19 protein-coding genes and 1 tRNA gene are annotated in these 23,097 nt (G+C 72.4%); 9 read left to right on the top strand and 11 right to left on the bottom strand.

Going from position 1 to position 23,097, the window contains the following annotated elements:
• Window positions 1–151: 151 nt before the first annotated feature.
• Window positions 152–2,608, bottom strand: coding sequence for a nicotinate-nucleotide--dimethylbenzimidazole phosphoribosyltransferase (gene cobT, locus OUQ99_RS06675; protein WP_267948559.1), 2,457 nt, complete (start codon window positions 2,606–2,608; stop codon window positions 152–154).
• Between the two features lie 581 nt (window positions 2,609–3,189).
• Between cobT and OUQ99_RS06670 the strand changes: the two genes are divergently transcribed.
• Together OUQ99_RS06670 and OUQ99_RS06665 are read left to right on the top strand one after the other, a co-directional pair.
• Complete coding sequence (locus tag OUQ99_RS06670; RefSeq protein ID WP_267948558.1) at window positions 3,190–4,281, top strand: peptidoglycan recognition protein family protein; 1,092 nt, start codon at window positions 3,190–3,192, stop codon at window positions 4,279–4,281.
• Between the two features lie 136 nt (window positions 4,282–4,417).
• Window positions 4,418–5,295 (top strand): IS5 family transposase gene (locus OUQ99_RS06665; protein WP_431061483.1). Its coding sequence is split into 2 segments (ribosomal slippage): window positions 4,418–4,799 and window positions 4,799–5,295, totalling 879 coding nucleotides; the frame shifts between segments, so codons are not numbered across the junction.
• A gap of 99 nt (window positions 5,296–5,394) precedes the next feature.
• Here the strand turns inward: OUQ99_RS06665 and OUQ99_RS06660 are convergent.
• The gene (locus tag OUQ99_RS06660; protein ID WP_267948557.1) at window positions 5,395–6,003 is read right to left on the bottom strand and encodes a DinB family protein; all 609 of its coding nucleotides are present in this window, start codon (window positions 6,001–6,003) and stop codon (window positions 5,395–5,397) included.
• 191 nt (window positions 6,004–6,194) lie between these two features.
• Between OUQ99_RS06660 and OUQ99_RS06655 the strand changes: the two genes are divergently transcribed.
• Window positions 6,195–6,785 (top strand): GNAT family N-acetyltransferase, encoded by a 591-nt coding sequence (locus OUQ99_RS06655; protein WP_267948556.1) that lies wholly within the window; start codon window positions 6,195–6,197, stop codon window positions 6,783–6,785.
• 164 nt (window positions 6,786–6,949) lie between these two features.
• Here OUQ99_RS06655 and OUQ99_RS06650 read toward each other — a convergent pair whose 3' ends face one another.
• On the bottom strand, window positions 6,950–7,240 hold the full coding sequence (locus OUQ99_RS06650; protein ID WP_378554889.1) for a DUF6504 family protein: 291 nt from the start codon (window positions 7,238–7,240) through the stop codon (window positions 6,950–6,952).
• Between the two features lie 384 nt (window positions 7,241–7,624).
• On the opposite strand from OUQ99_RS06650, the gene OUQ99_RS06645 reads away from it, so the two are divergent.
• A complete protein-coding gene (locus OUQ99_RS06645) occupies window positions 7,625–9,859 on the top strand; it encodes a serine/threonine-protein kinase (protein ID WP_267948554.1) in 2,235 nt (744 codons plus the stop codon).
• Between the two features lie 57 nt (window positions 9,860–9,916).
• Here the strand turns inward: OUQ99_RS06645 and OUQ99_RS06640 are convergent, their stop codons facing one another.
• From OUQ99_RS06640 to OUQ99_RS06630, 3 genes are all read right to left on the bottom strand, one after another.
• Window positions 9,917–10,999, bottom strand: coding sequence for an SPFH domain-containing protein (locus OUQ99_RS06640; RefSeq protein ID WP_267950274.1), 1,083 nt, complete (start codon window positions 10,997–10,999; stop codon window positions 9,917–9,919).
• Window positions 11,000–11,035: 36 nt separating this feature from the next.
• Window positions 11,036–11,500: an NfeD family protein gene (locus tag OUQ99_RS06635; RefSeq protein ID WP_267948553.1), complete on the bottom strand. Its 465-nt coding sequence runs from the start codon at window positions 11,498–11,500 to the stop codon at window positions 11,036–11,038.
• A gap of 173 nt (window positions 11,501–11,673) precedes the next feature.
• Window positions 11,674–14,604 carry a penicillin acylase family protein gene (locus tag OUQ99_RS06630; protein ID WP_267948552.1) on the bottom strand — a complete coding sequence of 977 codons (2,931 nt, stop codon included), beginning with the start codon at window positions 14,602–14,604 and terminating at the stop codon, window positions 11,674–11,676.
• A 331-nt stretch (window positions 14,605–14,935) separates the two neighbouring features.
• Here OUQ99_RS06630 and OUQ99_RS06625 point away from each other — a divergent pair, with 331 nt between their 5' ends.
• The gene (locus tag OUQ99_RS06625) at window positions 14,936–15,448 is read left to right on the top strand and encodes a hypothetical protein (protein WP_267948551.1); all 513 of its coding nucleotides are present in this window, start codon (window positions 14,936–14,938) and stop codon (window positions 15,446–15,448) included.
• Here OUQ99_RS06625 and OUQ99_RS06620 read toward each other — a convergent pair.
• Complete coding sequence (locus OUQ99_RS06620) at window positions 15,427–16,326, bottom strand: cobalamin biosynthesis protein (RefSeq protein WP_431061519.1); 900 nt, start codon at window positions 16,324–16,326, stop codon at window positions 15,427–15,429. The two genes, OUQ99_RS06625 and OUQ99_RS06620, sit on opposite strands and share 22 nt — an antisense overlap.
• 596 nt (window positions 16,327–16,922) lie before the next feature.
• Between OUQ99_RS06620 and OUQ99_RS06615 the strand changes: the two genes are divergently transcribed.
• Window positions 16,923–16,998: transfer RNA gene (locus OUQ99_RS06615), tRNA-Arg, on the top strand.
• Window positions 16,999–17,489: 491 nt separating this feature from the next.
• On the opposite strand, the gene OUQ99_RS06610 is transcribed toward OUQ99_RS06615, so the two are convergent.
• The 4 genes from OUQ99_RS06610 to OUQ99_RS06595 form a co-directional block, all read right to left on the bottom strand.
• Window positions 17,490–17,849, bottom strand: coding sequence for a hypothetical protein (locus OUQ99_RS06610; protein ID WP_267948549.1), 360 nt, complete (start codon window positions 17,847–17,849; stop codon window positions 17,490–17,492).
• Window positions 17,850–17,863: 14 nt separating this feature from the next.
• Window positions 17,864–18,397, bottom strand: coding sequence for a hypothetical protein (locus OUQ99_RS06605; protein WP_267948548.1), 534 nt, complete (start codon window positions 18,395–18,397; stop codon window positions 17,864–17,866).
• 1,235 nt (window positions 18,398–19,632) lie between these two features.
• Complete coding sequence (locus OUQ99_RS06600) at window positions 19,633–20,463, bottom strand: hypothetical protein (RefSeq protein WP_267948547.1); 831 nt, start codon at window positions 20,461–20,463, stop codon at window positions 19,633–19,635.
• A 119-nt stretch (window positions 20,464–20,582) separates the two neighbouring features.
• On the bottom strand, window positions 20,583–20,867 hold the full coding sequence (locus OUQ99_RS06595) for a hypothetical protein (protein ID WP_267948546.1): 285 nt from the start codon (window positions 20,865–20,867) through the stop codon (window positions 20,583–20,585).
• A gap of 98 nt (window positions 20,868–20,965) precedes the next feature.
• On the opposite strand from OUQ99_RS06595, the gene OUQ99_RS06590 reads away from it, so the two are divergent.
• From OUQ99_RS06590 to OUQ99_RS06580, 3 genes are all read left to right on the top strand, one after another.
• Window positions 20,966–21,727 (top strand): helix-turn-helix domain-containing protein, encoded by a 762-nt coding sequence (locus OUQ99_RS06590; protein ID WP_267948545.1) that lies wholly within the window; start codon window positions 20,966–20,968, stop codon window positions 21,725–21,727.
• Window positions 21,724–21,903: a DUF397 domain-containing protein gene (locus OUQ99_RS06585; protein ID WP_267948544.1), complete on the top strand. Its 180-nt coding sequence runs from the start codon at window positions 21,724–21,726 to the stop codon at window positions 21,901–21,903. Before OUQ99_RS06590 ends, OUQ99_RS06585 begins: the two co-directional genes overlap by 4 nt.
• A 328-nt stretch (window positions 21,904–22,231) precedes the next feature.
• Window positions 22,232–22,933 carry an AAA family ATPase gene (locus OUQ99_RS06580; RefSeq protein ID WP_267948543.1) on the top strand — a complete coding sequence of 234 codons (702 nt, stop codon included), beginning with the start codon at window positions 22,232–22,234 and terminating at the stop codon, window positions 22,931–22,933.
• Window positions 22,934–23,097: the final 164 nt, after the last annotated feature.

Below are 23,097 nucleotides of genomic sequence, written 5' to 3'. Positions count from 1 at the left end.
CCTCCTCCGGGCCGCTCCGGCCTCCCCGGGAGGCACCGCCGGGCGTCGCGGAGCGGCGGCGCGCGCTCCGGGGACGCCCGCGCGGGCGTCCCCGGAGCAGCGGCCGGTCCGCCGAGGGGCGGGCCCCTCGGCGGACCGGCCCCTCGGCACCCTAGGCGTGGGCGGTGGAGACGCCCGCGTCGTCGAAGGTGGCGACGTCGCGCAGGACCCGCGCGGCGCCCTGGAGCAGGGGGAGTGCCAGCAGTGCGCCGGAGCCCTCGCCCAGGCGCAGCTCCAGGTCGACCAGGGGGCGCAGCCCCAGGTGGTCCAGGGCCAGCGAGTGGCCGGGCTCGCTCGAGCGGTGCCCGGCGAAGCACGCGCCGAGGGCCTCGGGCGAGATGGCCGCGGCGGCGAGGGCGGCCGACCCGGCGATGACCCCGTCCAACAGGACCGGAACGCGCAGCGCGGCGCCGCCCAGCACGAACCCGGCCAGGGCCGCGTGCTCCAGCCCGCCCAGCGCGGCGAGGGTGCCGATGGGGTCGGCGGGGTCGACCGGGTTGGCGGCCAGGGCCCGGCGCACCACGTCGACCTTGTGCTCGAACGTGGCGTCGTCCACGCCGGTGCCCCGGCCGGTGGCCCGCGCCGGGTCGGCCCCGGTGAAGGCGCAGACCAGGGCCGCCGCCGGAGTCGTGTTGGCGATCCCCATGTCACCGGTGACGAGGCACCTGTTGCCTGCCGACACCAGGTCGCGGGCGACCTCGATGCCGCCCTCCAGGGCCTGGAGGGCCTGCTCGCGTGTCATCGCGGGCCCCCGGGTGAAGTCCGCGGTGCCGCGCGCGACCTTGCGGGGCAGCAGCCCGGCGGCTCCGGGCAGGTCGCCGACGACGCCGACGTCCACCACCGTGACTCCTGCCCCCACCTGCCTGGCGAGGGCGTTGACGACCGCTCCCCCCTCCAGGAAGTTGTGCACCATCTGGGCGGTGACCTCCTGGGGCCAGGGGGTCACCCCCTGGGCGTGCACCCCGTGGTCGCCCGCGAAGACGGCGACCGCGGCGGGCTCGGGGATCGGCGGGGGGCACTCCCCGGCCAGCCCGGCGAGCTGCACCGAGATGTCCTCCAGGACCCCGAGGGAGCCCGGCGGCTTGGTCATCCGGTCCTGCCGGTCCCGGGCCTCCTCCAGCACCCGGGTGTCCAGCGCTCCGATGGCGGTGATGGTCTCCTCCAGCAGGCTCGTCGGCTCCTGGCCGGGCAGACCTCGGCGGCCGTAGCGGTCGTGGTGCACCGCCCAGGACAGGGGGCGTTCGTCCGCCCAGCCGGCGGGGGCGGGCTCGGACTCGGCGGGGAACTCCTCGACGAGCCCGACACAGAGGTAGGCGACCACGCCGAGGTACGAGGGGAGTTCGAGGGCGCGGGCGATGTCGGATGCGTCGACGTGGCCCACCCAGGCGACGCCGAGGCCCTCCGCCCGGGCGGCGATCCGGAGGTTCTCCACCGCGAGCGCCGCGGCGTGGGACGCGCTCTCGGGCCTGGCGTGGCGGCCTCGGACGTGGCGGGCGCCGCGGGCGGGGTCGACGGTGACGGCGATGTTGACCGGCGCCTCGAGGACGGCCTCGACCTCGGCCCCGTCGAGGGCGCGGGTTCCGTGCGGTGCGTCCGCCAGGGCCTCGCGCCCGGCGAGGGCGAGGTCGCGCACGCGTGAGCGCAGGGCGGGGTCCTGGACGACGACGAAGTCCCAGGGCTGCGAGTGGCCCACGCTCGGCGCCTGGTGGGCCGCTTCGAGGACCCGGGTGAGCACGCCGTGGGGGACGGGGTCGGGTCGGAAGCGCGTCCGGGCGTCGTGCCGCCCGCGGAGGGCGCGGTAGACCGCGGCGCGCTCGGCGTCGTCGAAGGCGGGGGCCGGCCGGGGGTCGGCCCCCGCCCCCTCGGGTTCCGGGTGCGCCCGCGGGTCCCGGGGCTCCCCGGTCCCGGCGGACGCCGGTGCGGGGGCCGATCGGGCCCGGGCCGGGTCGGAGGCGGGCCGTGACGGCCCGGTGTGCTGCGGCCCGGGAGGGGGCGCGGCTGCTTCGTGTGCGTACATGCCCTGTTCCGGCTCGGTGGTCGCGGGGTGCTGGTCCGCGTGTCCGTGGTTCGTGGTCGGCCCGTCGGGGTCGTGCGGTCCGGTGACGGCCGGCTCCGCGGCCCGGTCGCCCCGGAGGGGGATCACGTTGGGCCGGAGCGGGGGTCCCGAGGGCGGGGGCATGTCCGGGGAGGGCTCGCTCGCGGCGGGAGCCTCCCGGGGCGCGGTGGCGTGCCGGTCCGCCGCGTCCTCGGTTGGGGCTCCCGGCTGCGGCTCCGCCGGGTCCTCGGCCCCGGGCTCCTCCGGTGGCGGGCCCTGCGGCACCGGCTCCCCCGCCTCCGGTCGCGGCGGGGGCTGCGGGGGCGCGGGCTCCCGGAGCCGGAACGGGTTGGCCGGCCCTCCCGCCGCGTGCGGCGCACGCGCCTGGGTGCCGCGTCCGCTCTCCGGGAGCCCGTCCAGCAGGCCGCCGACGCGGGAACCGAGCCCTGGAGCGGGTTTTCCGCTCCTCCAGCGGGACGGCTCGTGTTCGCCGTCCCCGCCGCTCCGGGCGTCCCCGCGGTCATCGTTGGTCATGATCGCTCCCCGAGAGAGGTGTGTCGACTGCCCGTTCCGCTTGCTCCGGCGCAGACCGGTAAGCGTAGTCCGCGGTGTTCGTCCCCCGCGAACGGGTTCCCCGGACCCGGACGGTCGGCCCCGGCTCCGTCGCCGGGGTCCCCAAGTCACCACCAACTGTGCCAGAGACCGCGCGGGCACGCGGGGGGTACGGAGTCCCTCTCCCCTTCCGTCCCGGGCCGGGGCGTGTGCGCCCGGGCCGGTCCGGTGGAGCGCCGCCGCGGGCGTCCACGGCGAAGTCGGGGGCCCGTCGCCGACCTCGGCGTCACCGTGGGTGGCGCAGCTCCGCGCGGGGCGGGGCGCCGCCGGCGGTCCGGCGCCCGGGGCCGCCCGCCCTCTTCACGGCCGCCGCGTTCCGCCACGTCCGAGAACCACGCACATGACGACATGTCAGACATCCTGCCCGCCGAAGACGTCCTCAGCCCCGCCCTCCGTCCTGTCGCGCGTGCCGCGGGAAGCCGTCTGTGCCAGGGTGTGCGCACTCCCCCTGCCCCCGGCGGGCGCGATCCGGAACCGACCGATCCGAACGGAATGGACACACGATGCACAGGCGCACCTTCCTCACCGGGGCCACCGCCGCCGCCGGCCTGGCCGCGCTGGGGACCGCTCTGCCCTCACCCCGCCCCGCCCTCGCCGGGACCGCGTCCGACGGCACGGCCCCGCGGGTCCTGGCCGAGCGCTCCTCCTCCACCGGGCTGGTCAGGCCGGAGAGGCGCTTCGACATGGTGGCGGTCACCGGCGCCCCCGGCGGCAGGGACACGGCGATCCGCTTCGAGACCGCCGACGGCCTCGGGCCGTGGCGCCCCGTCCACCTGCACACCGGGGGGCGTGACGACCGCGAGCCGTCCGCCGTCGCGCTGGTGCGCGCGCCGGAGGGCGCCACCGGCTACGAGGCCGGGCCCAGCGGGCGCACCGCCGCCGTGAACCTCACCGACGGCGAGGAGCTGCGCCTCGGCGGGCCCGGGCGGGTGACGCTGTCCCCCGGCTCCTCCGCCGCCCGCGCCGGTATCCCCTTCCGTACCCGGGCCGGCTGGGGCGCCGACGAGTCGTGGCGCTTCGGCGAGGAGGGTGAGGACCTGTGGGCCCCCGAGTTCCACCCCGTGCAGGCGCTGACCGTGCACCACACCGCCATGCCCACGGGCGACGACCCCGCGGCGGACGTGCGGGCGGTCCACTACCTGCACGCGGTCGAGCAGGCGTGGGGCGACATCGGCTACCACGTGCTCATCGACCCGGAGGGGACGGTCTACGAGGGGCGCCACTCGGGCGGGGACGGTGTGCCCGTCTTCTCCGGGGTCCCGTCCCCGGGCCGGGCGCGCGCGGTGACCGCAGGGCACGCGTTCGGCTTCAACCACGGCAACGTGGGGGTGTGCCTGCTCGGCGACTTCACCGAGGAGCTGCCCACGGACGCGGCCCAGGACTCCCTCGTGGCCGTGCTGCGCCTGCTGTGCGCCGTGACCGGCGTCGACCCGTCGGAGAGGATCGGGTACGTGAACCCCGTCACGGGCGCCGTCACGCCGGGCGACGCGATCTCGCGGCACCGGGACTGGCTGGACACCGAGTGCCCGGGCAACGCGTTCGCCGAGGCCTTCGACACCGCGATCCGCGACCGCGTCGTCGGCGGCCCCTCCTAGGGCCTGTTTGGTAACTGGTGTGATCAGGGATCAAAGCACCGATCCGGTCACGCCAGGCGTGTCACCCCGCACAGCAGCGAAGCCTTCGGTAGACGAGTCAACGACCAAGAAGACCGAGCCCACCGAAGGCTTCGCTGTGACTCTACCCAAACCGGGGCGCGGTGACCTCACCGACGCCCAGTGGGCGCTGCTGTGCCCCCTGCTGCCCGCCCCGACCACGGGCCGCCCGCCCTCGCGGTCCAAACGCCAACTGATCAACGGCATCCGCTGGCGTGTGCGGGCCGGGGCGCCCTGGCGGGACGTGCCCGAACGGTACGGGCCCTGGCAGAGCGTCTACGACCTGTTCCGCCGCTGGTCCCTGGACGGCACCTGGGCCCGGCTCCTGGACTCGCTGCAGTCGGTGGCCGATGCGGCGGGACTGATCACCTGGCAGCTCAACGTGGACTCCACCATCGTGCGCGCCCACCAGCACGCCGCCGGGGCCCAGAAAAAGGGGAAGGTTCAGATCACGAAACGGTGGAGCCCGACGACCACGCCCTGGGGCGCTCGCGCGGCGGGTGGACCACCAAGATCCACCTGGCCTGCGAGCAGGGCCACAAGCCGATGTCGGTGGTGCTCACGGCGGGGCAGCGGGGAGACGCCCCGCAGTTCGAGCCGGTCATGGAGCACGTGCGCGTGGCGGGACGGGGCCGGTCGGGGCCGGCGCGCACCCGCCCGGTGCGGGTGCGCGCCGATAAGGCCTACAGCTCGAAGAGAATCCGCTCCTACCTGCGCAGACGCAAGGTCAAAGCGACGATTCCCGAACCCTTGGACCGGGTGCGCAACCGGGAGCGCAAGGGGCGGGCCGGTGGGCGCCCGCCGGGCTTTGACAAGGTCGACTACCGGGCCCGGCACGCGGTGGAGTGCGGGATCAACCGGCTCAAACGCAACCGGGCGGTGGCCACGCGCTACGACAAGCTCGCCCTTCGCTACGAGGCCACCGTCCGGATCGCTGCCATCAACGAATGGCTCTGACTTACCAAACAGGCCCTAGGCCGGGGTCCGCGGCGGCGGGGAACGCCAGCCGGGCGGTGCGGCCCCTCCGGCGCGTTCCGGTGGACCGCGCCGCCCGCCTCACCCCAGGGGCGGGCCGTCCGCGGCGCCGGCCTCGCGCGCCGCGCGTTCCAGGCGGTCCCGGTACCCCTCCCACCAGGCGCGGTCCACGGCGGGCAGGTTGTCCCCTCCGGCCGCCAGCCCGGCGGCGCCGTCGATGAGCTCCCGGAGGATGTCGGCGTGCCCCGCGTGCCGGTCGGTCTCCGCGATCAGGTGGACCAGGACCAGCCGCACCGTCACCTCGGCCCGGTCCTGCGGCCACCAGGGGACGCGGCCGACCGCGTCCGCCCCCAGCTCGGCGACCGTGGCGTCCCCATGGGCCCACACCCGCCTGTACAGGCCCACGATGTACTCGCGCGACTCGTCGGGGGTGGCCCACATGTCCGTGTTGGGCTCCGCGCCGGGGTCGGCCCAGGGCACCGGCTCCCCGAAGGGGCGGCCGAACACCGTCCCCAGGTAGTCCGACTCGACGGCGACCAGGTGCTTGACCAGGCCCAACAGGTTGGTCCCGGTCGGTGTCACCGGTCGGCGGACGTCGTACTCCGAGAGCCCGTCCAGCTTCCACAGGACGGCTTCCCTGGCTCCCCGGAGGTAGCGCAGGAGCTCGGGGCAGGGGTCTGTCGCGGTCATTCGGCAACGCCTTTCATGAGGGGCGCCCCGCCCGGACGGGCGGGGCCGAGGACTGTTCTGCGCACCACCGGCCCGCGCGGGGGAGCCCGCACCCGGCGCGCGGGCGTGACCGGCACGGACCGGTCCCGGGTGCTCCTCGCGGGCGCGTATCGTGAGCGCACTCCGCACCGATGTCGAGGGGGAACAGCGGCATGTCCACCGTCCAGCAGCACCCGATCCTGCCGTCCGTGATCCTGGAGACCGAACGCCTGCGCCTGCGCGCGTTCGTCGAGGCCGACATCGACGACGTGCACACGAGCTGCACCGACCCCGAGCTCCAGCGGTGGATCCCGATCCCCGGCCCCGGGCGGCCCTACACCCGCGAGGACGCCGAGCAGTGGTGCCGCGAGGTCGCCCCGGGGATGCGCACCGGCGGCGAGGGCCAGCAGTGGGCCGTCGTGGAGAAGGGGACGGGCCGCCTGGTGGGCGCCATCGGCCTGGTCCGCACCCTGTGGCCCGCCATGAACACCGAGGTCGGATACTGGGTGTCCCCCTGGGGCCGCGGCCGGGGGTACGCGACCGAGGCGGCCGTGGCCGTCTCCCGCTGGGCGGTCGACCAGGGCTTCCTCCGCGTGGAGATCAAGGCGGGCACCGGGAACACCGGCTCCCGCCGGGTCGCGGAGCAGGCCGGATTCACCTTCGAGGGCGTCGAGCGGAGCGCGATGCCGCTGCACGAGGGCCGGACGGACCTGGCCGTGTACAGCCTCCTGCCCTCCGACCTGGTCCGCGCCGACGGCCTGTAGCCCCGGGCACGCGGGCGTCGGGCCGCCTCCCGCCGCGCGGACCGCGCCCGGGCGGACGCCCACGGGCCTGCCCGCACCGACCGCCCCCGGGCGGACGGCCGCGGGGCCGCCCGTCCGGTTCCGCGCGGGCGCCGGGCCGGCCGGGAGCGTCCGCGTGAGAGGCCCTAGCCCCACACGCGGGAGAGCAGCCAGGTCCCGCTGGCCGTGTCGTGGCGCAGTTCGTACACGCCCTGGGACCGGGACGTTCCCGCCTCCACCCTCCAGTGCCTGCGCTCGGGCACCTGGGACCCGCTCACCGGTGTCCAGTCCATACGCAGCGTGACCCAGTGGTCGAGGATCCTGCGCACGCCGTACACCCTGCCGTTCCACGTGAACCGGGCCGGGCGCCCGTCATCCTCGACGACGGTGACCTCCGCCCCGTAGTAGCGTCCCACGACACTTCCCCTCAGCATCATCCGCCTCCTGAGCCCCAACGCATGTCGCCGGGACACCCACCCGTGGGGAAGTCGCGGACGAGTGTCGAACATGTGTTCTAATCCTAGCGAAATCAGCGGCCCCGTGGAACTGTTTCGGGAAGTTCCGCATCCCCCCATGTGACGACCGGTCCGGCCCCGCGCGGAACCCCGGCGCGAGCACCGGGCCGTCGGCGCACTGTTCGAGGGCCGCCACCCGCACGGGACACACCCCGGTCGACCTCCGGCCCTCCCCACCACCGCGTTCGGCGTCCGGCCCCGCCCCGGAGCGGCCGAGCGCCGAACCAGTTCAGAACGCGTCGGCGTGTCGGCATCGGTACGCTGTCAGGCGCGCAACACACGAGCCACTACGAGGGACCCCCCACTGTGACGTCGAACGGACACGAGAGCGGCAAACCCCTGCGTGCGGGGGACCCGCGCGAACTGGACGGCCACCGCATCGTGAGCCGCCTGGGGCGCGGCGGCATGGGCACCGTGTACCTCGCCGAGGACCCCTCCGGCCGGTCCGTGGCCGTCAAGCTCATCCATCCCGACCTGGCCGACGACGAGTCCTTCCGCCTCCGCTTCGCACGCGAGGTCGAGTCCGCCCGCCGCGTCGCCCGCTTCTCCACCGCCGGGGTCCTCGGCGCCCGGCTGGAGGGCGAACCCCTCTACATCGTCACCGAGTACGTGCCGGGGCCGAACCTGGACGAGGCGATCCGCTCGGGCGGGCCCATGGGCGGCGGCACCCTCGAGGGGCTCGCCCTGGGCGTGGCCGCCGCCCTCACCGCCATCCACGGGTCGGGGGTGGTCCACCGCGACCTCAAACCCGCCAACGTCCTGCTCTCCCCCGTGGGCCCCAAGGTCATCGACTTCGGCATCGCCCGCGCCCTGGACGAGGCGGGCGGCGGGGTCACCCGCTCCAGCCAGCTCATGGGCACCCCGTCCTACACGGCCCCCGAACTCCTCCTGGGGGAGCAGGCCACCGCGGCCGCCGACATCTTCGCCTGGGGCTGCCTCGTCGCCTTCTCCGGCACGGGCAGGGCCCCCTTCGACGCGGCCACCGTGCCCGCCGTCCTCCACAACATCTCCTCCGCGCCGCCCCGCCTCGACGGCCTCGACCCGGCCCTGCTGGACCTGGTCCGGGCGACCCTGGACAAGAACCCCGCCAACCGGCCGTCCTCCCAGCAGATCCTGGCGCGCCTGACCGGTCAGGCGGAACCGGAGGAGGCGGAGGTCCGCCGCACCATCACGGACTCCTGGGCCCCGCCCAGCGGTGTGCCCGTGGTCGGAGCGCCGCCGCAGGAGACCGGCGCCGGGCTCGCGCACAACGGACCGGCCGGAGGCGGGGCCGCCCCCCGGGGCCCCGCCACACCCCCCGGCGGACAGCCCTCCGAGGCCGGGGATCCCCTGCGGCCGGGGACCGCCGGCGCCCACCCCTTCCAGGACCCCCGCGCGCAGCAGCCGCCGGTTCGACCGGTGCCGCCCACCCAGCAGGTCCCCCCGGACCGGACCCCGCCGACCCGGCAGATGCCCGACGGGCGCGGGCACCCGCCGTCCGGCCCCCAGCCGGCCCAGGGACACCGGGCCGTGTACCCGAACCAGCCCCCGGGCCGGGGGCAGAACCTCCCCGGCCGCTACCCGCCGCCGGGCCAGGGAGGCCCTTCCCTCCCTCCGCACGACCGGCGCCCCGGCACGCAGCAGGCGAACTTCAGCGGCCCCGGCGGCCCGGGAGGCCCCGTGGGCCCGGTGGCGGCCGGCGCACGCCCGAACCCGGGCAGGCGCCGCAGGACGGTCGCGATCGGCGCCGCCGCGGCCGCGGTCGTCCTCGTCGCCGCCGTCGGCGGGGCCGTCCTGCTGAACGGCTCCGAGGAGGTGCCGCCCACCGTCTCCCTCTACGAGATCGACTTCACCACCGACCCGGACTGGGGCTCGGTCTACGACCCCGGCACGGAGGACGGCTACTGGCAGGAGGAGCGCGGCTACCTCCTCCAGCACGACCCCGGGACCAGCACCTACGTCAGCCGCGGCACGAAAGCGGCGATCACCACCGAGAGCGTGCTCCCCGACAGGGTCGTGGTCAGCTCCACCGCCTACGTCGTCGAGGGCCCCGAGCAGGCCGTGTTCGGGGTGCGGTGCTGGGACAACGACGGCGAGGAGTACCGCACCCACTACGAGGCCCTGCTCCGCTACGACGGCAGGCGCGCGGAGATCCGCCGGATGAACGAGGAGGACGGCGACCGCACCCTCGCCGAGACCACCGAGGTCTCCGGGTTCGAGCCCTACCCCCTCTTCGACGAGGAGGTGCGGGACGGTGACTACGACCCGGACCGCCCCTACGTCTTCGAGGCCGACACGGTGCCGACCAACACGGTGACGCTCTCCTGCCAGTACTACGGCGAGGACGCGGAGGACGGGGAGGGGGAGCGCATGGAGCTGTCGATGTGGGTCAACGACGAACACGTGCTGACCACCGTCGACGACACCCCGCTGCCCGACGACGGGGAGGAGGCGGGGGACCGCCGCCAGGTCGGCGTCGTCACCCGCCCCGGGCCCGGCAACGAGCCCCTCGGCGTGCTCTTCACCGACTTCTACCTCGGCGAGGTCACCGAGGAGGGGTAGGGGCGCGCCGCCGGGCGGCGCGCCCCCGCACCGGGGCCCTCGGCCGGGGACCCGGGTTCAGTCCTCCCCGCGCGGCTCCGGCGGCGATCCCGCCAGGCCCGCGCCGGCCCTGCGCACGTCGTCGCGGGCGTCCGCCACGGCCCGTTCGGCGGCCTCCGCCGCGTCCATGGCGGCCTGGGCGGACGAGGACCGGGCCGGGTCGGGAGCCCCGATCCGGGCGGGCCCGCCCTCCTCGCCGCCGTGGCCCTTCTCCGTGGACGGCTTGCGGTCGGCCGCGTCGCCGGCGAAGGCGTGGCTGACGTTCTTGACCGCCTCGGTGAACTCACCGGGGATGACCCAGAACGTGTTCCCCTCGCCCTGCGCCAGGCTCGGCAGGGTCTCCAGGTACTTGTAGGCGAGCAGCTTGGCGTCGGCGTCGTTGGCGTGCACCGCCTGGAACACGCGCTCGATCGCCTTGGCCTCGCCGTCGGCCCGCAGTATGGCGGCCTGCTGTTCGCCCTGCGCCTCCAGGATGGCCTGCTGCCGCGCCCCCTCCGCCTTGAGGATGCGGGACTGCCGCTCGCCCTCGGCGTGCAGGATGGCCGCCCGCTTGTCGCGGTCGGCGCGCATCTGCTTCTCCATCGCCTCCTTGATGGTGGGAGGCGGGTCGATCGCCTTGATCTCGACCCTGTTGACGCGGATGCCCCACTTGCCGGTGGTGTCGTCCAGGACCCCGCGCAGGCGGGTGTTGATCTCCTCGCGGGAGGTGAGCGTCTGCTCGAGGTCCATGGAGCCGATGACGTTGCGCAGGGTGGTGACCGTGAGCTGGTCGATGGCCTGGATGTAGTTGGCGACCTCGTACGCCGCCGCCTTGGGCGCGGTGATCTGGTAGTAGAGGACGGTGTCGATGTTGACCACCAGGTTGTCCTGCGTGATCACCGGTTGGGGGCGCGAGCTGAACACGTGCTCGCGCAGGTCGAACTTGGAGTTGACGCGGTCGACGCCCGGGATGATGAAGTTCAGGCCGGGGCCGAGCGTGCGGATGTAGCGGCCGAAGCGTTCGATGTTGTACGCCCTCGCCTGAGGGACGATGCGGATCGCGGTCAGGGCGATCGCGACGAACAGGACCGCGAGAATGATGAGGGGGATGGCCGGATCGATCATGTCAGCACCTGACCTCGGGGTCGTGGCTGCGGTTCAGGACGTGTGCTCGGGTGCGCCCCCTGGCAGGGCCTCGCGCGGATAGACCACAGCTGTGGCTCCGTCGATCTCCACGACGTCGACGCGTGCGCCGACCGGGATCACCAGGTCCTCGTCGATGCACCGTGCCGACCACTCCTCTCCGGAGAGCTTGATCCTGCCGCTGTCGCCGTCGACCTCCTGGAGGACGACGGCGGAGCGCCCGACGAGGGCCTCCGCGCCCGACCGGGCGTCGGGCCCCCTGTTCAGCTGGCGCCGCATGAGCGGGCGCACGAGGTAGATGCCCGCCGCCGCGGTCGCGGTGAACCCGATGATCTGCGCGGCCACCGGGAGCCCGATGGCGCCGAGCAGGGCCGCGACCAGCGCCGCGACCGCCAGGAGCCCCAGGACGAAGGTCAGTGTGAGGATCTCGACGATTCCCAGGCCGACGGCGAGGACGAGCCAGATCAACCAGGCATCCATTCCTGAGATCCTCCCCCTTCGTTCCGGGTATTCCTTACGCTACCCATACAAGCCCGGCGAAGCACGCGATCCGGCCCGGGTATCCGTGGCGGCGGTCCCGTCACGGACACGCGAACGCGGCCCCCGGTGACACCCGCTCAGGGTCACCGCGGACCGCGTCCGCCCCGCCCGTCCTACCGTCCGCCGGAGAACTGGTAGACGAGCTGGTACGTCGGCCGGTTCTGCCAGGCGATCGGCCACATGCCGATACCGCCCACCGCCTGGTGGATCACCGTGTCGGCGCAGAGCTGGTCGCCCGCCGGGCAGTGGTCGTCGCCCGGGTAGACCTCTCCCGCCGGGGTGGCCGCCGCCTCGGCGAGGGTGTCCAGCAGGACCGTCCGGCAGGCGTCCAGGTCGCCGCCGCCGCAGTAGGCGCCGCCCAGCGACCCCTCGACCTCCTGTCCGAGGACGGACCGCAGGTCCTTGTCGACGTACGACCACCAGCCGTACTGGAACGAGGAGCCCTTGTGCGGCTGCCCCTGGTTGACGCTTCCCGGGGTTCCTCCGCCGGTGGCGCCCGAGGGGGACTCGTCGGTCTGGGCGGCCCTGGTCAGCTGCGTGTACAGGTCCTCGCCCAGCTCCGGCTCGAACTGCGCCCGGACCAGCAGGGGCCACCACGCGTCGAGCGTGCGGATGGAGTCGGCGTACGAGTAGTACCCCGCGTCGCGATGGGGCTCGCGGCGCAGCGAGCCCGCCTCGTTCCACAGCCGCAGCTCCTCCACGGCGGCGGCCAGCTCCGGGTCCTCCACCGGGGCCGAGTCGATGACCTCCAGCATCAGCGGGAGGACCTCCTGCGCGCGCAGGTCGGCCACCCCGGCCTCCATCATGACGCCGGTGAGGGAGGCGGTGGTGAACTCGTGCCCGCTGCCGACCAGCGCCGCCACCCGGCTGTCGAGCAGGTCGCCGCGGTGGACCGATCCGGTCGACCAGCCGGAGGTGTAGCCCTGCGCGGGCTTGTTGTTCCAGTTGACGATGTAGTCCGGGTCGACGGCCTGCGGGTGGTCCTCCTGGGGGTGGTAGTCGGCGCTGTTCGTGGCCGGGTCCCAGCCCGACCAGCCCGCGGCCGAGTAGGCGTCGATGGGCAGGTTGGGGTTGGTGCCCTCGACGCGCACCGGGTTCGCGCCCGAGTTGATGAACGCGATGTCCTCGTCGTCGACGTAGTGCCAGTTGAAGGCGTAGCCGATGTCGCCGGCGGCCTCCGTGAAGGTCTCGGCCGAGGTGACCTCGCCCGGGTCGTTGAACCGCTGGAAACCGATGATGGAGTCGACCTCGCGCATGTACGTGGAGCGCAGGGACGTGAACGCCACCGGGGCCCCGTCCACGGTGGCGAACGACTGCACGAGCCCGTACTCGGAGCGCAGCGACGTCATCGTGTACCCGCCCGCCGGGGTGCCGTCGGCGACGGTGGGCGACCACTCGTTGGTGACGCTCAGCTCCTCGAACGCGGTGCACTCCCCCGAGGTGTCCACGTAGGCGCGCGAGGCGGTGCTCGGGGCGGAGCCGTCCGTCTCGCAGAGCTCGACCGCGAACGTGTCCGTGATGTCCTGGCCCGCCGAGGTGGCGCTCCAGGCGTAGTCGACGCCGCGGCCCATCTGGACGTAGAAGCTCACTCCCGCGAACGACGCGCCGCGCGCGCTGATGCCCGGCCCCTGGAGCTCCTGGAGCATGAGCAGCTGCGGTGAGAAGTAGCCGGTCTGGGGGCCCATCACGGCCACCGGGTTGCCGCTCTCGGTGTGCTCGCCCGAGACGAGCAGCGCGTTGGACATGCCGCGCGGGTCCATGAAGCCCTCGGGGAGCACCCCCTCGTTGAACACGCCCTCCGCGGCCGACAGGTCGCCGTCCTCGACCATCTGCTCCAGCTCGTCCCGCTGTTCCCGGGGCAGGTCCTCGACGGTGGGGGCGTCGGCCCCGTCCTCGGGCCCCCCGACCGCGTCCGCGAGCGGCGCGGGCGCCTCCGCGGTCTCACCGCTCGCCGCCGATCCGTGCTCGTCGTGGACGATGTCGTAGGGCTCGACGGAGCCCGGGTCCGGCGCGACCTCGCCGACCGGGGACTCGGGGGTGCCGGTGTACGGGAACTCCCCCTCCACGCTGACCACGGCCTCGGGGTCGTTCTCCATCCGCCAGGCCCGCCAGAGCTCGGCGCCCTCCTCCGCCCCGTAGCGGTCCTGGAAGTTGGCGAGGACGACGGCCGCCTGGACCTCGCCGCCGCCACCGCCGCCGAAGATCCCGCCGACCATGGCGGCGATGCCGACCACGTCGGTGGGGGTGAAGGGCTCGATCTCCCCGCGGTTGGTGATCGCGTCCTTGTGCCCGGTCAGGACGTACTCGCCGGGGAAGTAGCGGCCGTTGTCGGCCTCCTCGATGTAGGAGTTCACCCCTTCGAGATAGGCGTCGACGTCGGCGAGCGCCTGCTCTCCCCGCTCTCCCCCGGCGGCGACCCGGTCGATCTGGGCCTGCTTGTCCTCCTCGGTGTAGGGGGCGGTGCGCCACAGGTCCTGCTCGAGTCCGCGGTTGCCCTCCGCCCCGCCCGCGAAGGAGGTCAGCTCCCCCCGGCCGACCCTGCGCAGCACGTCCATGAGGAAGAGCCGGTCCTCCGCCGCGGCGTACCCGGCGCCGTACATGGTGCCCTCGCGGGTGGTGCCCTCGATGTGGGGGATGCCGTGGCTCTTGTCCCGGGTGATGGTGACGTCCTCGCGCGGCTGGTACCGCCGGTCCACGTCGCCGGGGTCGACCCCGAAGGAGGCGTCGACGAAGAAGTCGTCCAGTCCCTCCTCCGTGAGTCCGTCGTAGTGGTGGACGAGGTTGTCGTACATGTCCAGCTGGCTGGAGGAGTGCTCGGGCCGCGTCCCGAAGACCTGGTGACCGAGGATCTCGACCAGTGTGGCGCTGCCGTTCTGGCCGGGGGGAAGGATGTCTCGGCATCCCTGCGGAGCGCAGTAGTCGGCGAGGGGTTCGGGTTCGGCCAGGGCCGGGGACGCGGGGAGGGCGGCCGCGGTGGCGGCCGTCACCGCCAGCGCGAGGCCCGAGGCGCCGGTGCGTAGCCGTCGGCGGAGTGAGGGGAACAAGAGCTGTCACCACCTGGGGGTGCGGGCGATGGATCAGCGAATGTTACGCGCGGGTAAGGAAATCGCGAAAGAGTTTCATGTTTGGCGCGCGGGCCGGCCGGCGGAGCGAGCACATCCGGGGTTTGGAGTGACCGGCGACACACGCAGGGCAAACCCCCGGGGGGATCCGCCCCGACGGGCGGACCGGGCGCCGCGGCGTGGCCACAACCGGCCACCGGCCGCCGCGGGTTCCCGTGCCCACCCGGTTGTCGGCGCGCGGGACGGGGAACGGGAGCACACCGGATCCGCCGTCCCCGTCCTCGTCCCCCACGGGCTTTGACACAATCGCGGCATGAACCAGTACCCCGACCCCGGCCCGGGCGAGCCCTGGCACCAGCCCGACGGTCAGACCCCCGGCTGGGGGCTTCCCCCCGAACAGCACCACGGCGGGGTGATCGAGCCGTACGGCGCCCCCACCGGCGGCTACCAGCCCATGGGGCAGCAGCCCCCGCCCGGAGCCGAGGTCCCGCTCGGCACCGTCGGCGAGATCGCGTTCTCCCAGAGCACCGTGATCACCCCGATCGGGCGCTTCCCGATCAGGGGGACGGTGTGGACGGTGAACGACATGAGCCGCACCGAGAGGACCACCCCCACCTGGGCCGTCGTCGTGGCGATCCTCGTGTTCTGGTGGACCTGCCTGCTGGGCCTCCTCTTCCTGCTCGTCAAGGAGCAGAAGACCACCGGCCACGTCCAGGTGAGCGTGCAGGGGCACGACAAGCACTACACGACGTCGATCCTGGTGACCCATCCGGCGGTGGTGGGCCAGATCCACCAACAGGTGAACTACGCCCGCAACCTCGCCTGAGCGCCGCGGCCCCGACCGGCGCGGTCCGTGGCGGCCGCCGTCGCGGCCGCCACGGCGAGCGCGCCCAGGCCGACCGCCTCCGCCAGCCGGACCGCCCGCCGGATGTCCCCGACCCCCGGCGGGGGGCCGTCCCCCATCGTGGGCCGCCGGTCCTCGCGTCCCGCGTAGACGTTGGCCCCGCCCAGCGTCCTCCCCAGCGCCCCGGCGAACGCGGCCTCGCACTGCCCCGCGTTGGGGCTCGGGTGCCGGCCGCCGTCCCGCCGCCATACGCGCCACGCCTCGCGCACGCTGCCCCCGACCACGGGCGCCGCCAGCGCGGCCAGCACCGCGGTCAGCCTGGCGGGTCCCCACCCGGCCACGTCGTCCAGGCGGGCCGAGGCCGCGCCGAACCGCTCGTAGCGCGGGCTCCGGTGGCCGACCATGGCGTCGAGCGTGTTCACGGAGCGGAAGCCGGCCACCCCGGCCACCCCTCCCAGCGCGCCCCACACCAGGGGGCCCACGACGGCGTCGGAGGTGTTCTCCGCGACCGACTCCACGACCGCCCGCGCGACCCCGGCCGCGTCGAGCCCCGAGGGGTCCCGTCCGCACAGGTTCGGGAGCAGTGCACGCGCGCGCTCCAGGTCTCCACTCTCCAGGGCGTCGGCGATCCGCCCGGCCTCGCGCCCCAGCATGCTCCCGCCCAGGGAGGCCCAGGTCGCGGCCGCCGTCGCCGGCGCTCCCTCCAGGAGGAGCCCCGCACCCACGACGGGGGTCACCGCCCCGGCCGCGAACAGAGCGCCGGAGGCGACCGAGTCCCGGTAGACCGCCCTCTCCCACCGCCCCGCCGCACGCCCGTACAGGGCGACCGGATGCCCCCGCCGCGGGTCGGGCACCACCATGTCGAGCAGGAACCCCGCCGTCAGTCCAAGAGATCGCACCCGACCACGTTAGCCGCGTCAGCAGCAACCCCAACGGACACCAAACCGAGGCAAACATGTGTTTGCCACGCAATGTATTCGCCCATACACCCAGGGCACCTTACAGTCGACGGCGAGGGAGACTCCGGTGCTTGTCGGCTGGGTATCGCTGTCGGTCCTGCTGGGACAGTGGTGGATCTTCTGAACCGCCACAGCCGCCGCACGGCGGCACACACCCCGCAGGACTTCGCGAAACGCCAGCAGCGCAGCACCGCACCCGGAGTTAATCACCGGTAACGTGGTGCACGAGGCCCATAGCAACCGATTTGGTGGAACCCGCGTGGTAACGAGAAGCAACTACGAATCACCGTAGTTGGTCAGACTTTGACCAGGTGTGGGCGACATCGCACGTATACCCTAGAATGTCTGCCCAGGACGCCAGCGGCACCACGACACGGGCCCAGCCCGACCGTAGGTCCACCGGCCGTCCCCGCCCCCGCCCCGGCGCGCAGCATCCCACCGGAACCACGGGTCACAACGTGGTCTCGACCTGCCCTGGCGGGCGACAATTGAATCGAGCACCCGTAGCTCAGTGGATAGAGCACCGGACTTCTAATCCGATGGCCGCAGGTTCGAATCCTGCCGGGTGCGCCACAAAACCCCAGGTCATACGGGGTGTTCGAGGACTCCGCGAGGGGTCCTCGTCGTGTTCGGGGCCCATGCGTGCTCCTGGTGTGCTCCGCAGTACAAGGTGAGTGCAGGTGGGGATCCACCTCCCGGAGCACTTTGCCGTCCCGTGACTGTGTGGAGCCGGCCTGGGGCGGCCCTGTGTCCGCCCACCAGCGCCCTGGTAGTGCCCTGACACCGCACGGGGGCGAACATAGCCCACCGGCCATGTCCGCCCCAAACACCACACGTCAAGGGGTTCCCGAGCGTGCCAACCCAAGGGCCCCGGCATGGGCACCGCTCCGGACATAACTTGCGGTCGTTCACACCACCGCTTCTGTCACCTCAGGGAGCATCGGCCTGTAGGTGTCCTGAAAGCGTGGTCGTGTGCATCAACTCGTTCGCACCACCTTCACGCCCGGCTCCGCGGCCAGCGCGAGACACCGCCGTAACGCAGAACGGAAGATGCCAGCCCTGCGTTAAACGCCGCGATCGGTCCGCGGGGGAGCATCTGGCTGCGCGTACACCCCGGCCGGACCGATCACCAAGTGCTGATGGCCCTGCGGAGCGGTCTCGACGGCCTCCTCGATGTGGACGAGAAACAGCCGCAGCGCACCGATCTCAGGAGCAGCGCCGGGGAATAGTTCACTGATGCCCTCCATGGACCGCAGGTGCTCTCCCAGCGTCGGCGGGTCCACATGCAGCATGTACGGCGGGTTCAGGTCACGGCCCTGCCACCGGCGAAGCAGAACACCTCTCCGGTGGGTGGCCTCATCGGCTGAGCCGTCATCCAGGTTGAGACGGTGCACGAGTTCGGTGAACAGGTATGTGTCGTCCATAAGCCCTCCAGCGCCTACCCGCGCCGGGGGTAGGCAGTGATGATGTTGCGTGACTCGTTGGCAACGGAGACCAAAGGCCGGTAAGTACTGACAACGTTTCCGTCACTGTCTCGGATCTGCACTGGCGCCGTGAAAGCATAGGTGTCGTTCCCGGACTTGTAGGTAGCGGATTCAGGCGCGATCAGAATTTGCTCGATCGCGAAGTCAGCGAACGACCTCCAGTTGTCGCCTATCTGAACGGCGATGTTGTTCCAGTCACCCATATGCCTGTCCTGAATGTGTCGATAACCCCAACCCGACGACCCGCACTTGAGATAAGCGCTTTGCCCGGATGGACCACCGTTTTTAGTGAAAGTACGGACAAGCTTGTGGTTGTCGTCCTGCACCCCACAGGCCGCCCATGTCTGAGAACGCTCCTGCGATGGCCGGTACTCGACCCCGTTGATCTCCGCATAGTAGCCCTCGGCCGCGACCAGCGGCAGAACATGTTCGGCATGAGCCTGCGGCATTGGGCCAAGGAGAATGAGTACCATCAGGGCAGCAAGCACACCGGGGACCTTCTTGAGAATTTTGGACGAACTCCTCATATCCCGCATCCGACTAACGAAAGCACACCAATTTCATTCCACAATCCGACGACAAGAAAACCAGCTTCGCGAGACGTGCAACCTTGCGTGCATGACAGCATTTTTCCTTCATAGGGTTTATTCCCACCCCAGAGACACATGACCAGACCACCTGAAAGGCGACCTCGCCACCGCTTTCAGAAGAAAACGGAGTGGTGGCGACCGCAGAACACGGAACAGCCCAGCGGACCTTTGATCCGATGGTCGACCGGCTCCGCCCACGAGAAAGCCCCAGGCCAGGACGGGTCGACCCGTCGCGTGGCCCGGGGCTCAGGGTGTTCAGGTGTTCCTGATGTGCTCCCCCGTCCCACTACCCGGCCGGAACCGGCGCCCTCCCTCCCGCAGGAGAGAATGCCCCCGGCTGTTCGCGGTTTCCTCAGCTCCGCAGCGCCAGATAGGCGCGGATGCGGTCGGTCAGCTCAGCGAACTCGTCCTCAGCCACTTCCGGGACTGCGATTGATGGTGAGGCCGGACAGTCCTCTGGGCCAGTCGGACGGGGGCTCGGAACACCCGTGAGGTCGAGGTAGGGGCGCACCAAGGCTCCAGCGATCAGGTCGGGATCGGCGTCCAACCTGCCCCCCTCCTGGAACGAAGCCGAGTGGTCGCGGTAGGCCTGCTCCTGGCGGGCCGACGCAGTCAAGGCTCCAGTGGTCCAGGTGTCCGGGACAGGGAAGCCGGAACGTTCGGCGAGCAGATCACCTTGCCTGGAGGTGATGGCGGGCGGGGGAGCTGTCGGCAGCGCGCGCGGGACCCGGCGAGGCAACGGGGCCGGCCGAGGGCTGAAGAGTGCGGCCAAGGCAGTGGCCAGAAGCGCGGCGGTCAGTGCCCACACTCGCCCCGCCATGCTGTCGCAGGGCCGCCGGTGACGGCCGGTAGTAGGGTGTTCCACGGTCTCCTCCTGGTTGGTTCAGGTGGTGATCACGCCCCGGTCCGGTGTTCCAGCACCGGTCGGGGCACCTGTTGTTCTTTCCGTTCTCGAAGCGGCTTCTCCTGCGGGTGCTTCTGGCCCGAAGGGCTGCGCTCCCCGCCCGGGCCCGCTCAGGGTTCTCCTGCTGTCGCCAGTGGTCAGGCGCGGTTCCCTGGGCTGGTCGATGGTCGCTCTGCCTCGCGAGGTGGTTCAACCCTCGGCCGAAATCCGGCGTACGCGCAGGTTTTCGTCATCCGTGGGCCGACACCCCGGGCCCACCACCAGCGGTCTGTTCCTCCATCCGGGCTCGGGTCTTGGTCACCCGGGACGCGATCAGCGCACGGCTGGCACCGAAGGACTCCGCCAGAGCCGCGTAGCTCTCCCCCTCCTCGTGCCGCGCCAGCAGTTCGGCGTCGGGCACCCCCAGATCCCGGGGCGGGCGGTGCCCGTAGCGGCGGACATGCCCATCGGCCTTACGCTGCAACGCTCGGCGCTTGCGCAACCGGACCAGGTACATCACGTTCTGGTGCCGCGCCCCGGAGCGGTCGTAGCCCCACAGCGGGGACGGGGTCTCACCCTCGTGCCACAGCGCCAAAAACGCCCGCCGGGCCCGGCCCAGCACCCGCGTGAACGTGACCGGGTCCATGTTCAGGGAGCGTTCGGCGCGGCGCCGGTCGTCGTGTTCGGCCAGGGCGGTGAGCACCTCCCTGTGCGCGGGTTTCAGCGCGGTCCAGATCTGCGCCAGGGCGAGGCGGTCGACGATCTGGTCCTCGTGGGAGTGCGCCGGCGCCGAGGCGCTGGTCCAGTAGCGCACGAACGCCCGGGACAGCAGGGCCTTGTCCTTGCCGCCCAGGCCGCGGACCTTCAGGTCCTGGTAGTGCTGGGCCTTCATCGCCTTCCACCCGACGGCGATCAACTCCGTCTCCTGGGGCCGCTCGGGGGCAAGGTGGAGGTGCTCGGCGATGGCCTCCCACGCGGTCTCCGCACGGTGCACCGGATCCATGGCATCCACCCAGCGGCACTCCCGGGCCGCCCACACCGCCAACCGCACCACCTGGAAGGCCGTGTACCCGTGCCCCACCGGGTCATCGGCGCGCGGCGGCGGCAGCAACGGACCGAACTCACTCGACCCGTGCGGGGCGGTGCTCCTTCGGAACCGGTCCCCCCGCCGTGGGTGGAGGGTGCTGAGGTCGGACCTACTCATGACGACCCGCTGATGCGCCCGGCACGTTCCCCGACCAGCCGGTCGACGCACTCCGCCGGTTCGGTGACGGGCACCTGTACCCGGGGGGTGGTGATGCCGAGGAACGTGTACTGCTCGTCCTGGACCCGCACGGCGGCCTGACCCAAGTACGGGTCACAGCACAGGGTCGGGGTCAACTCGCCCCGGTACACGGTGACGGCGAGCCTGCTGTCCAGTTGCCGGGCGGCCAAGGCGTTCTGAAGGTCCCGCAGAGAGATGACGCGTTCGTCTTCAAGTTCCATGACGCCAGCGTGGCCCGAACAGGCTCCCTTACCTCAGCACGTGCGCCTTTCTCGTAACTTCCTGACAGCATGCGGGAGCCGTGCGTAATATCACGCGTATGAGCGAACCCCTCTTTCATGAAGTGCTCACCACCTATCGCGAACTTGCGGGGCTGACCCAGCAACAGCTGGCCGGCCACCTGGGGTGCTCGGCCGCATCGGTGTCCCGGTGGGTGTGCGGGCACGCGCTGCCGTTCCGGGAGACCGCCGAGCAGTTGGACCGGCTCCTGGACGCCGAGGGCAAGGTCATCTCCGCGTGGCGGATGGCCAAGTCCGGCAAGTCCACACCGGAGTGGGCACGGCCGCTCATGAACATCGAGCCACGGGCCCGGCATGTCCAGGCCGCCTCCCCTGCCCTGGTGCCCGGGTACCTGCAAAGTTCCCTGTACGCGGGGGCGGTGTTCCGGGCCTGGCACCCGGCCGCCTCGGATGCGGAGATCGCGCGGCTGGCGCAGATCCGCACGCAGCGGCTGGGCCAACTGCCCGAGCTGCGCATCACCGCGGTCTTCCCCGTGTACGGGATCACCGGCTTCGACGATGCGGCACGCGCCGAGCAGGCGCGCCACCTGGTCGAGCTGGTCGAACAGGGGCGGGTCCGTATCCACCTGGTCCCGGAGGGGTCGATCCTGCTGAGTGTCACGTCGCCGGTGCTGGTGTTCCGTCTGGATTCGGGGGAGACCGTTATTTCCAGCGATCACATGGACGGTAACGTCATCTACGACGCCGACCGCAATGACAGACTCGCCGCACTGGTCACGGCGGCGATGGCGGAGGCACTCCCCGCCCGGCTCTCCCTCCAAGCCTTGAAGGAACTCGCATGAACACCGACTGGCACAAGAGCACCTACAGCAACACCGGGGGCAACTGCGTAGAGGTCCGCGAGCTGGCCACGGGCGCCCTGGTACGAGACACCCAGAACCGGGAAGCGGGCCACCTGGAATTCCCCGCCGACCAGTGGGCCGGACTGCTGGCCGGGGTACGTGCCGACCAGCTTTGAGCTGAGGTGTCTAACCCTCCTAGGCCGACTCCGTCCAAGCGGAAATCAAGCACAAGCGCGCACTAACCGGAACAAGCGGTCCCGGAAACCTCTTCAGAGCGTCTCCGGGGCTTCTTCATGTGTCGGCTGGTCAGGCCTCCAGGCCTGGACCGAGTGTCCAAGGCAATCGCAAACGCCATGAGTGACGGGAGGCGATCCCGGCACGCGCCGCAGTGGGGAGTTCTGCGTTGTTCGGATTCGTCGATGCCCGGTAGCGTCAATGACATAGGTGACGCTGCCGCTGCGGAGCCGCGCCTCACCGGCGCGAAGGTCGGAGGAGCTGCCGAAGATGTTCCAAGGGCTGGCGCGGTACGTATCTGCGGTGAATGACGCGACGGTGCGCGGCATGGTCTATCCCCGGCGGTCGCTCGTCCTGGTCTCCGGGGTGCCCGGGGCCGGGAAGAGCACCCTGCTGCGGCGGCTGTTCGGACTCCGCGAGAACGAGGAGCGGACCGTGCTCACCGCGGAGGGTGTGCGGGTGATCGACTCGCTGCAGTCGCGGTACCGGCTGGGACCTTTGCTCGGCCGGATTCCCTACCCGCTGTGGCGCTGGGTGGTGCACGTACTGCACCTGGTCCGGGTGGCCGCGGCGCTGCGCGGCGGCCCGGTGGTGCTGCACGAGTGCGGGACCCGCACCCCGGTCCGCGTGCTGCTCGCCCTGCTCTGCCGGCTCCGCCGGTACGAGATGCACGTGGTGATGATCGACGCCACCCCGCAGGAGGCCCGGCACGGGCAAGACGCCCGGGGGCGGCGGGTGACCGAGCGCAGCCACCGGGCGCATTCGCGGCGCTGGCGACGGCTGCGCGCGGCCACCCGGCGCAGGCCGGCGGCGTTCGCGCCGGGCGTGCGCAGTCTGCTCGCACTCGACCGTCGCCGGGCGCAGGAGCTGGCCTGGATCCGTTTCGGTCCCTGCGCGGATATCCGTGGTCCCCTGTACACCGCGAGGGAGTCGCCCCCTGGCGAGCTGGAACTCGTGATGTCCGATACCTAGCGGCACCGGTCGGTCGAACTCACCCCGAGCCGGGATTGCTCGCAGCAGTACGCCGGTGACCTCGGCCACGTCCGGGAACACCGTCCGGCGGGCGTCCCAGGCGAAGGCGTCGTCACACGGTCCAGCCCGGCCGGGCGCACCTTCACGTCCGACCTCGCGGCCGG

The sequence above is a fragment of the Streptomonospora nanhaiensis genome (assembly GCF_026642255.1).
GTDB classification, from domain to species: Bacteria; Actinomycetota; Actinomycetes; order Streptosporangiales; family Streptosporangiaceae; genus Nocardiopsis; species Nocardiopsis tropica.
The sequence above is the reverse complement of the archived record's forward strand: the minus strand, read 5'-3'. Positions and strand labels throughout refer to the sequence as shown.

Coding starts and splice junctions, on each gene's coding strand:
- cobT (WP_267948559.1), bottom strand. CDS start 2,608: ATGACCAACGATGACCGCGGGGACGCCCGGAGCGGCGGGGACGGCGAA.
- OUQ99_RS06590 (WP_267948545.1), top strand. CDS start 20,966: ATGAGCGAACCCCTCTTTCATGAAGTGCTCACCACCTATCGCGAACTT.
- OUQ99_RS06580 (WP_267948543.1), top strand. CDS start 22,232: ATGTTCCAAGGGCTGGCGCGGTACGTATCTGCGGTGAATGACGCGACG.
- OUQ99_RS06655 (WP_267948556.1), top strand. CDS start 6,195: ATGTCCACCGTCCAGCAGCACCCGATCCTGCCGTCCGTGATCCTGGAG.
- OUQ99_RS06595 (WP_267948546.1), bottom strand. CDS start 20,867: ATGGAACTTGAAGACGAACGCGTCATCTCTCTGCGGGACCTTCAGAAC.
- OUQ99_RS06585 (WP_267948544.1), top strand. CDS start 21,724: ATGAACACCGACTGGCACAAGAGCACCTACAGCAACACCGGGGGCAAC.
- OUQ99_RS06625 (WP_267948551.1), top strand. CDS start 14,936: ATGAACCAGTACCCCGACCCCGGCCCGGGCGAGCCCTGGCACCAGCCC.
- OUQ99_RS06660 (WP_267948557.1), bottom strand. CDS start 6,003: ATGACCGCGACAGACCCCTGCCCCGAGCTCCTGCGCTACCTCCGGGGA.
- OUQ99_RS06650 (WP_378554889.1), bottom strand. CDS start 7,240: ATGATGCTGAGGGGAAGTGTCGTGGGACGCTACTACGGGGCGGAGGTC.
- OUQ99_RS06635 (WP_267948553.1), bottom strand. CDS start 11,500: ATGGATGCCTGGTTGATCTGGCTCGTCCTCGCCGTCGGCCTGGGAATC.
- OUQ99_RS06610 (WP_267948549.1), bottom strand. CDS start 17,849: ATGGACGACACATACCTGTTCACCGAACTCGTGCACCGTCTCAACCTG.
- OUQ99_RS06670 (WP_267948558.1), top strand. CDS start 3,190: ATGCACAGGCGCACCTTCCTCACCGGGGCCACCGCCGCCGCCGGCCTG.
- OUQ99_RS06620 (WP_431061519.1), bottom strand. CDS start 16,326: ATGGTGGTGCCCGACCCGCGGCGGGGGCATCCGGTCGCCCTGTACGGG.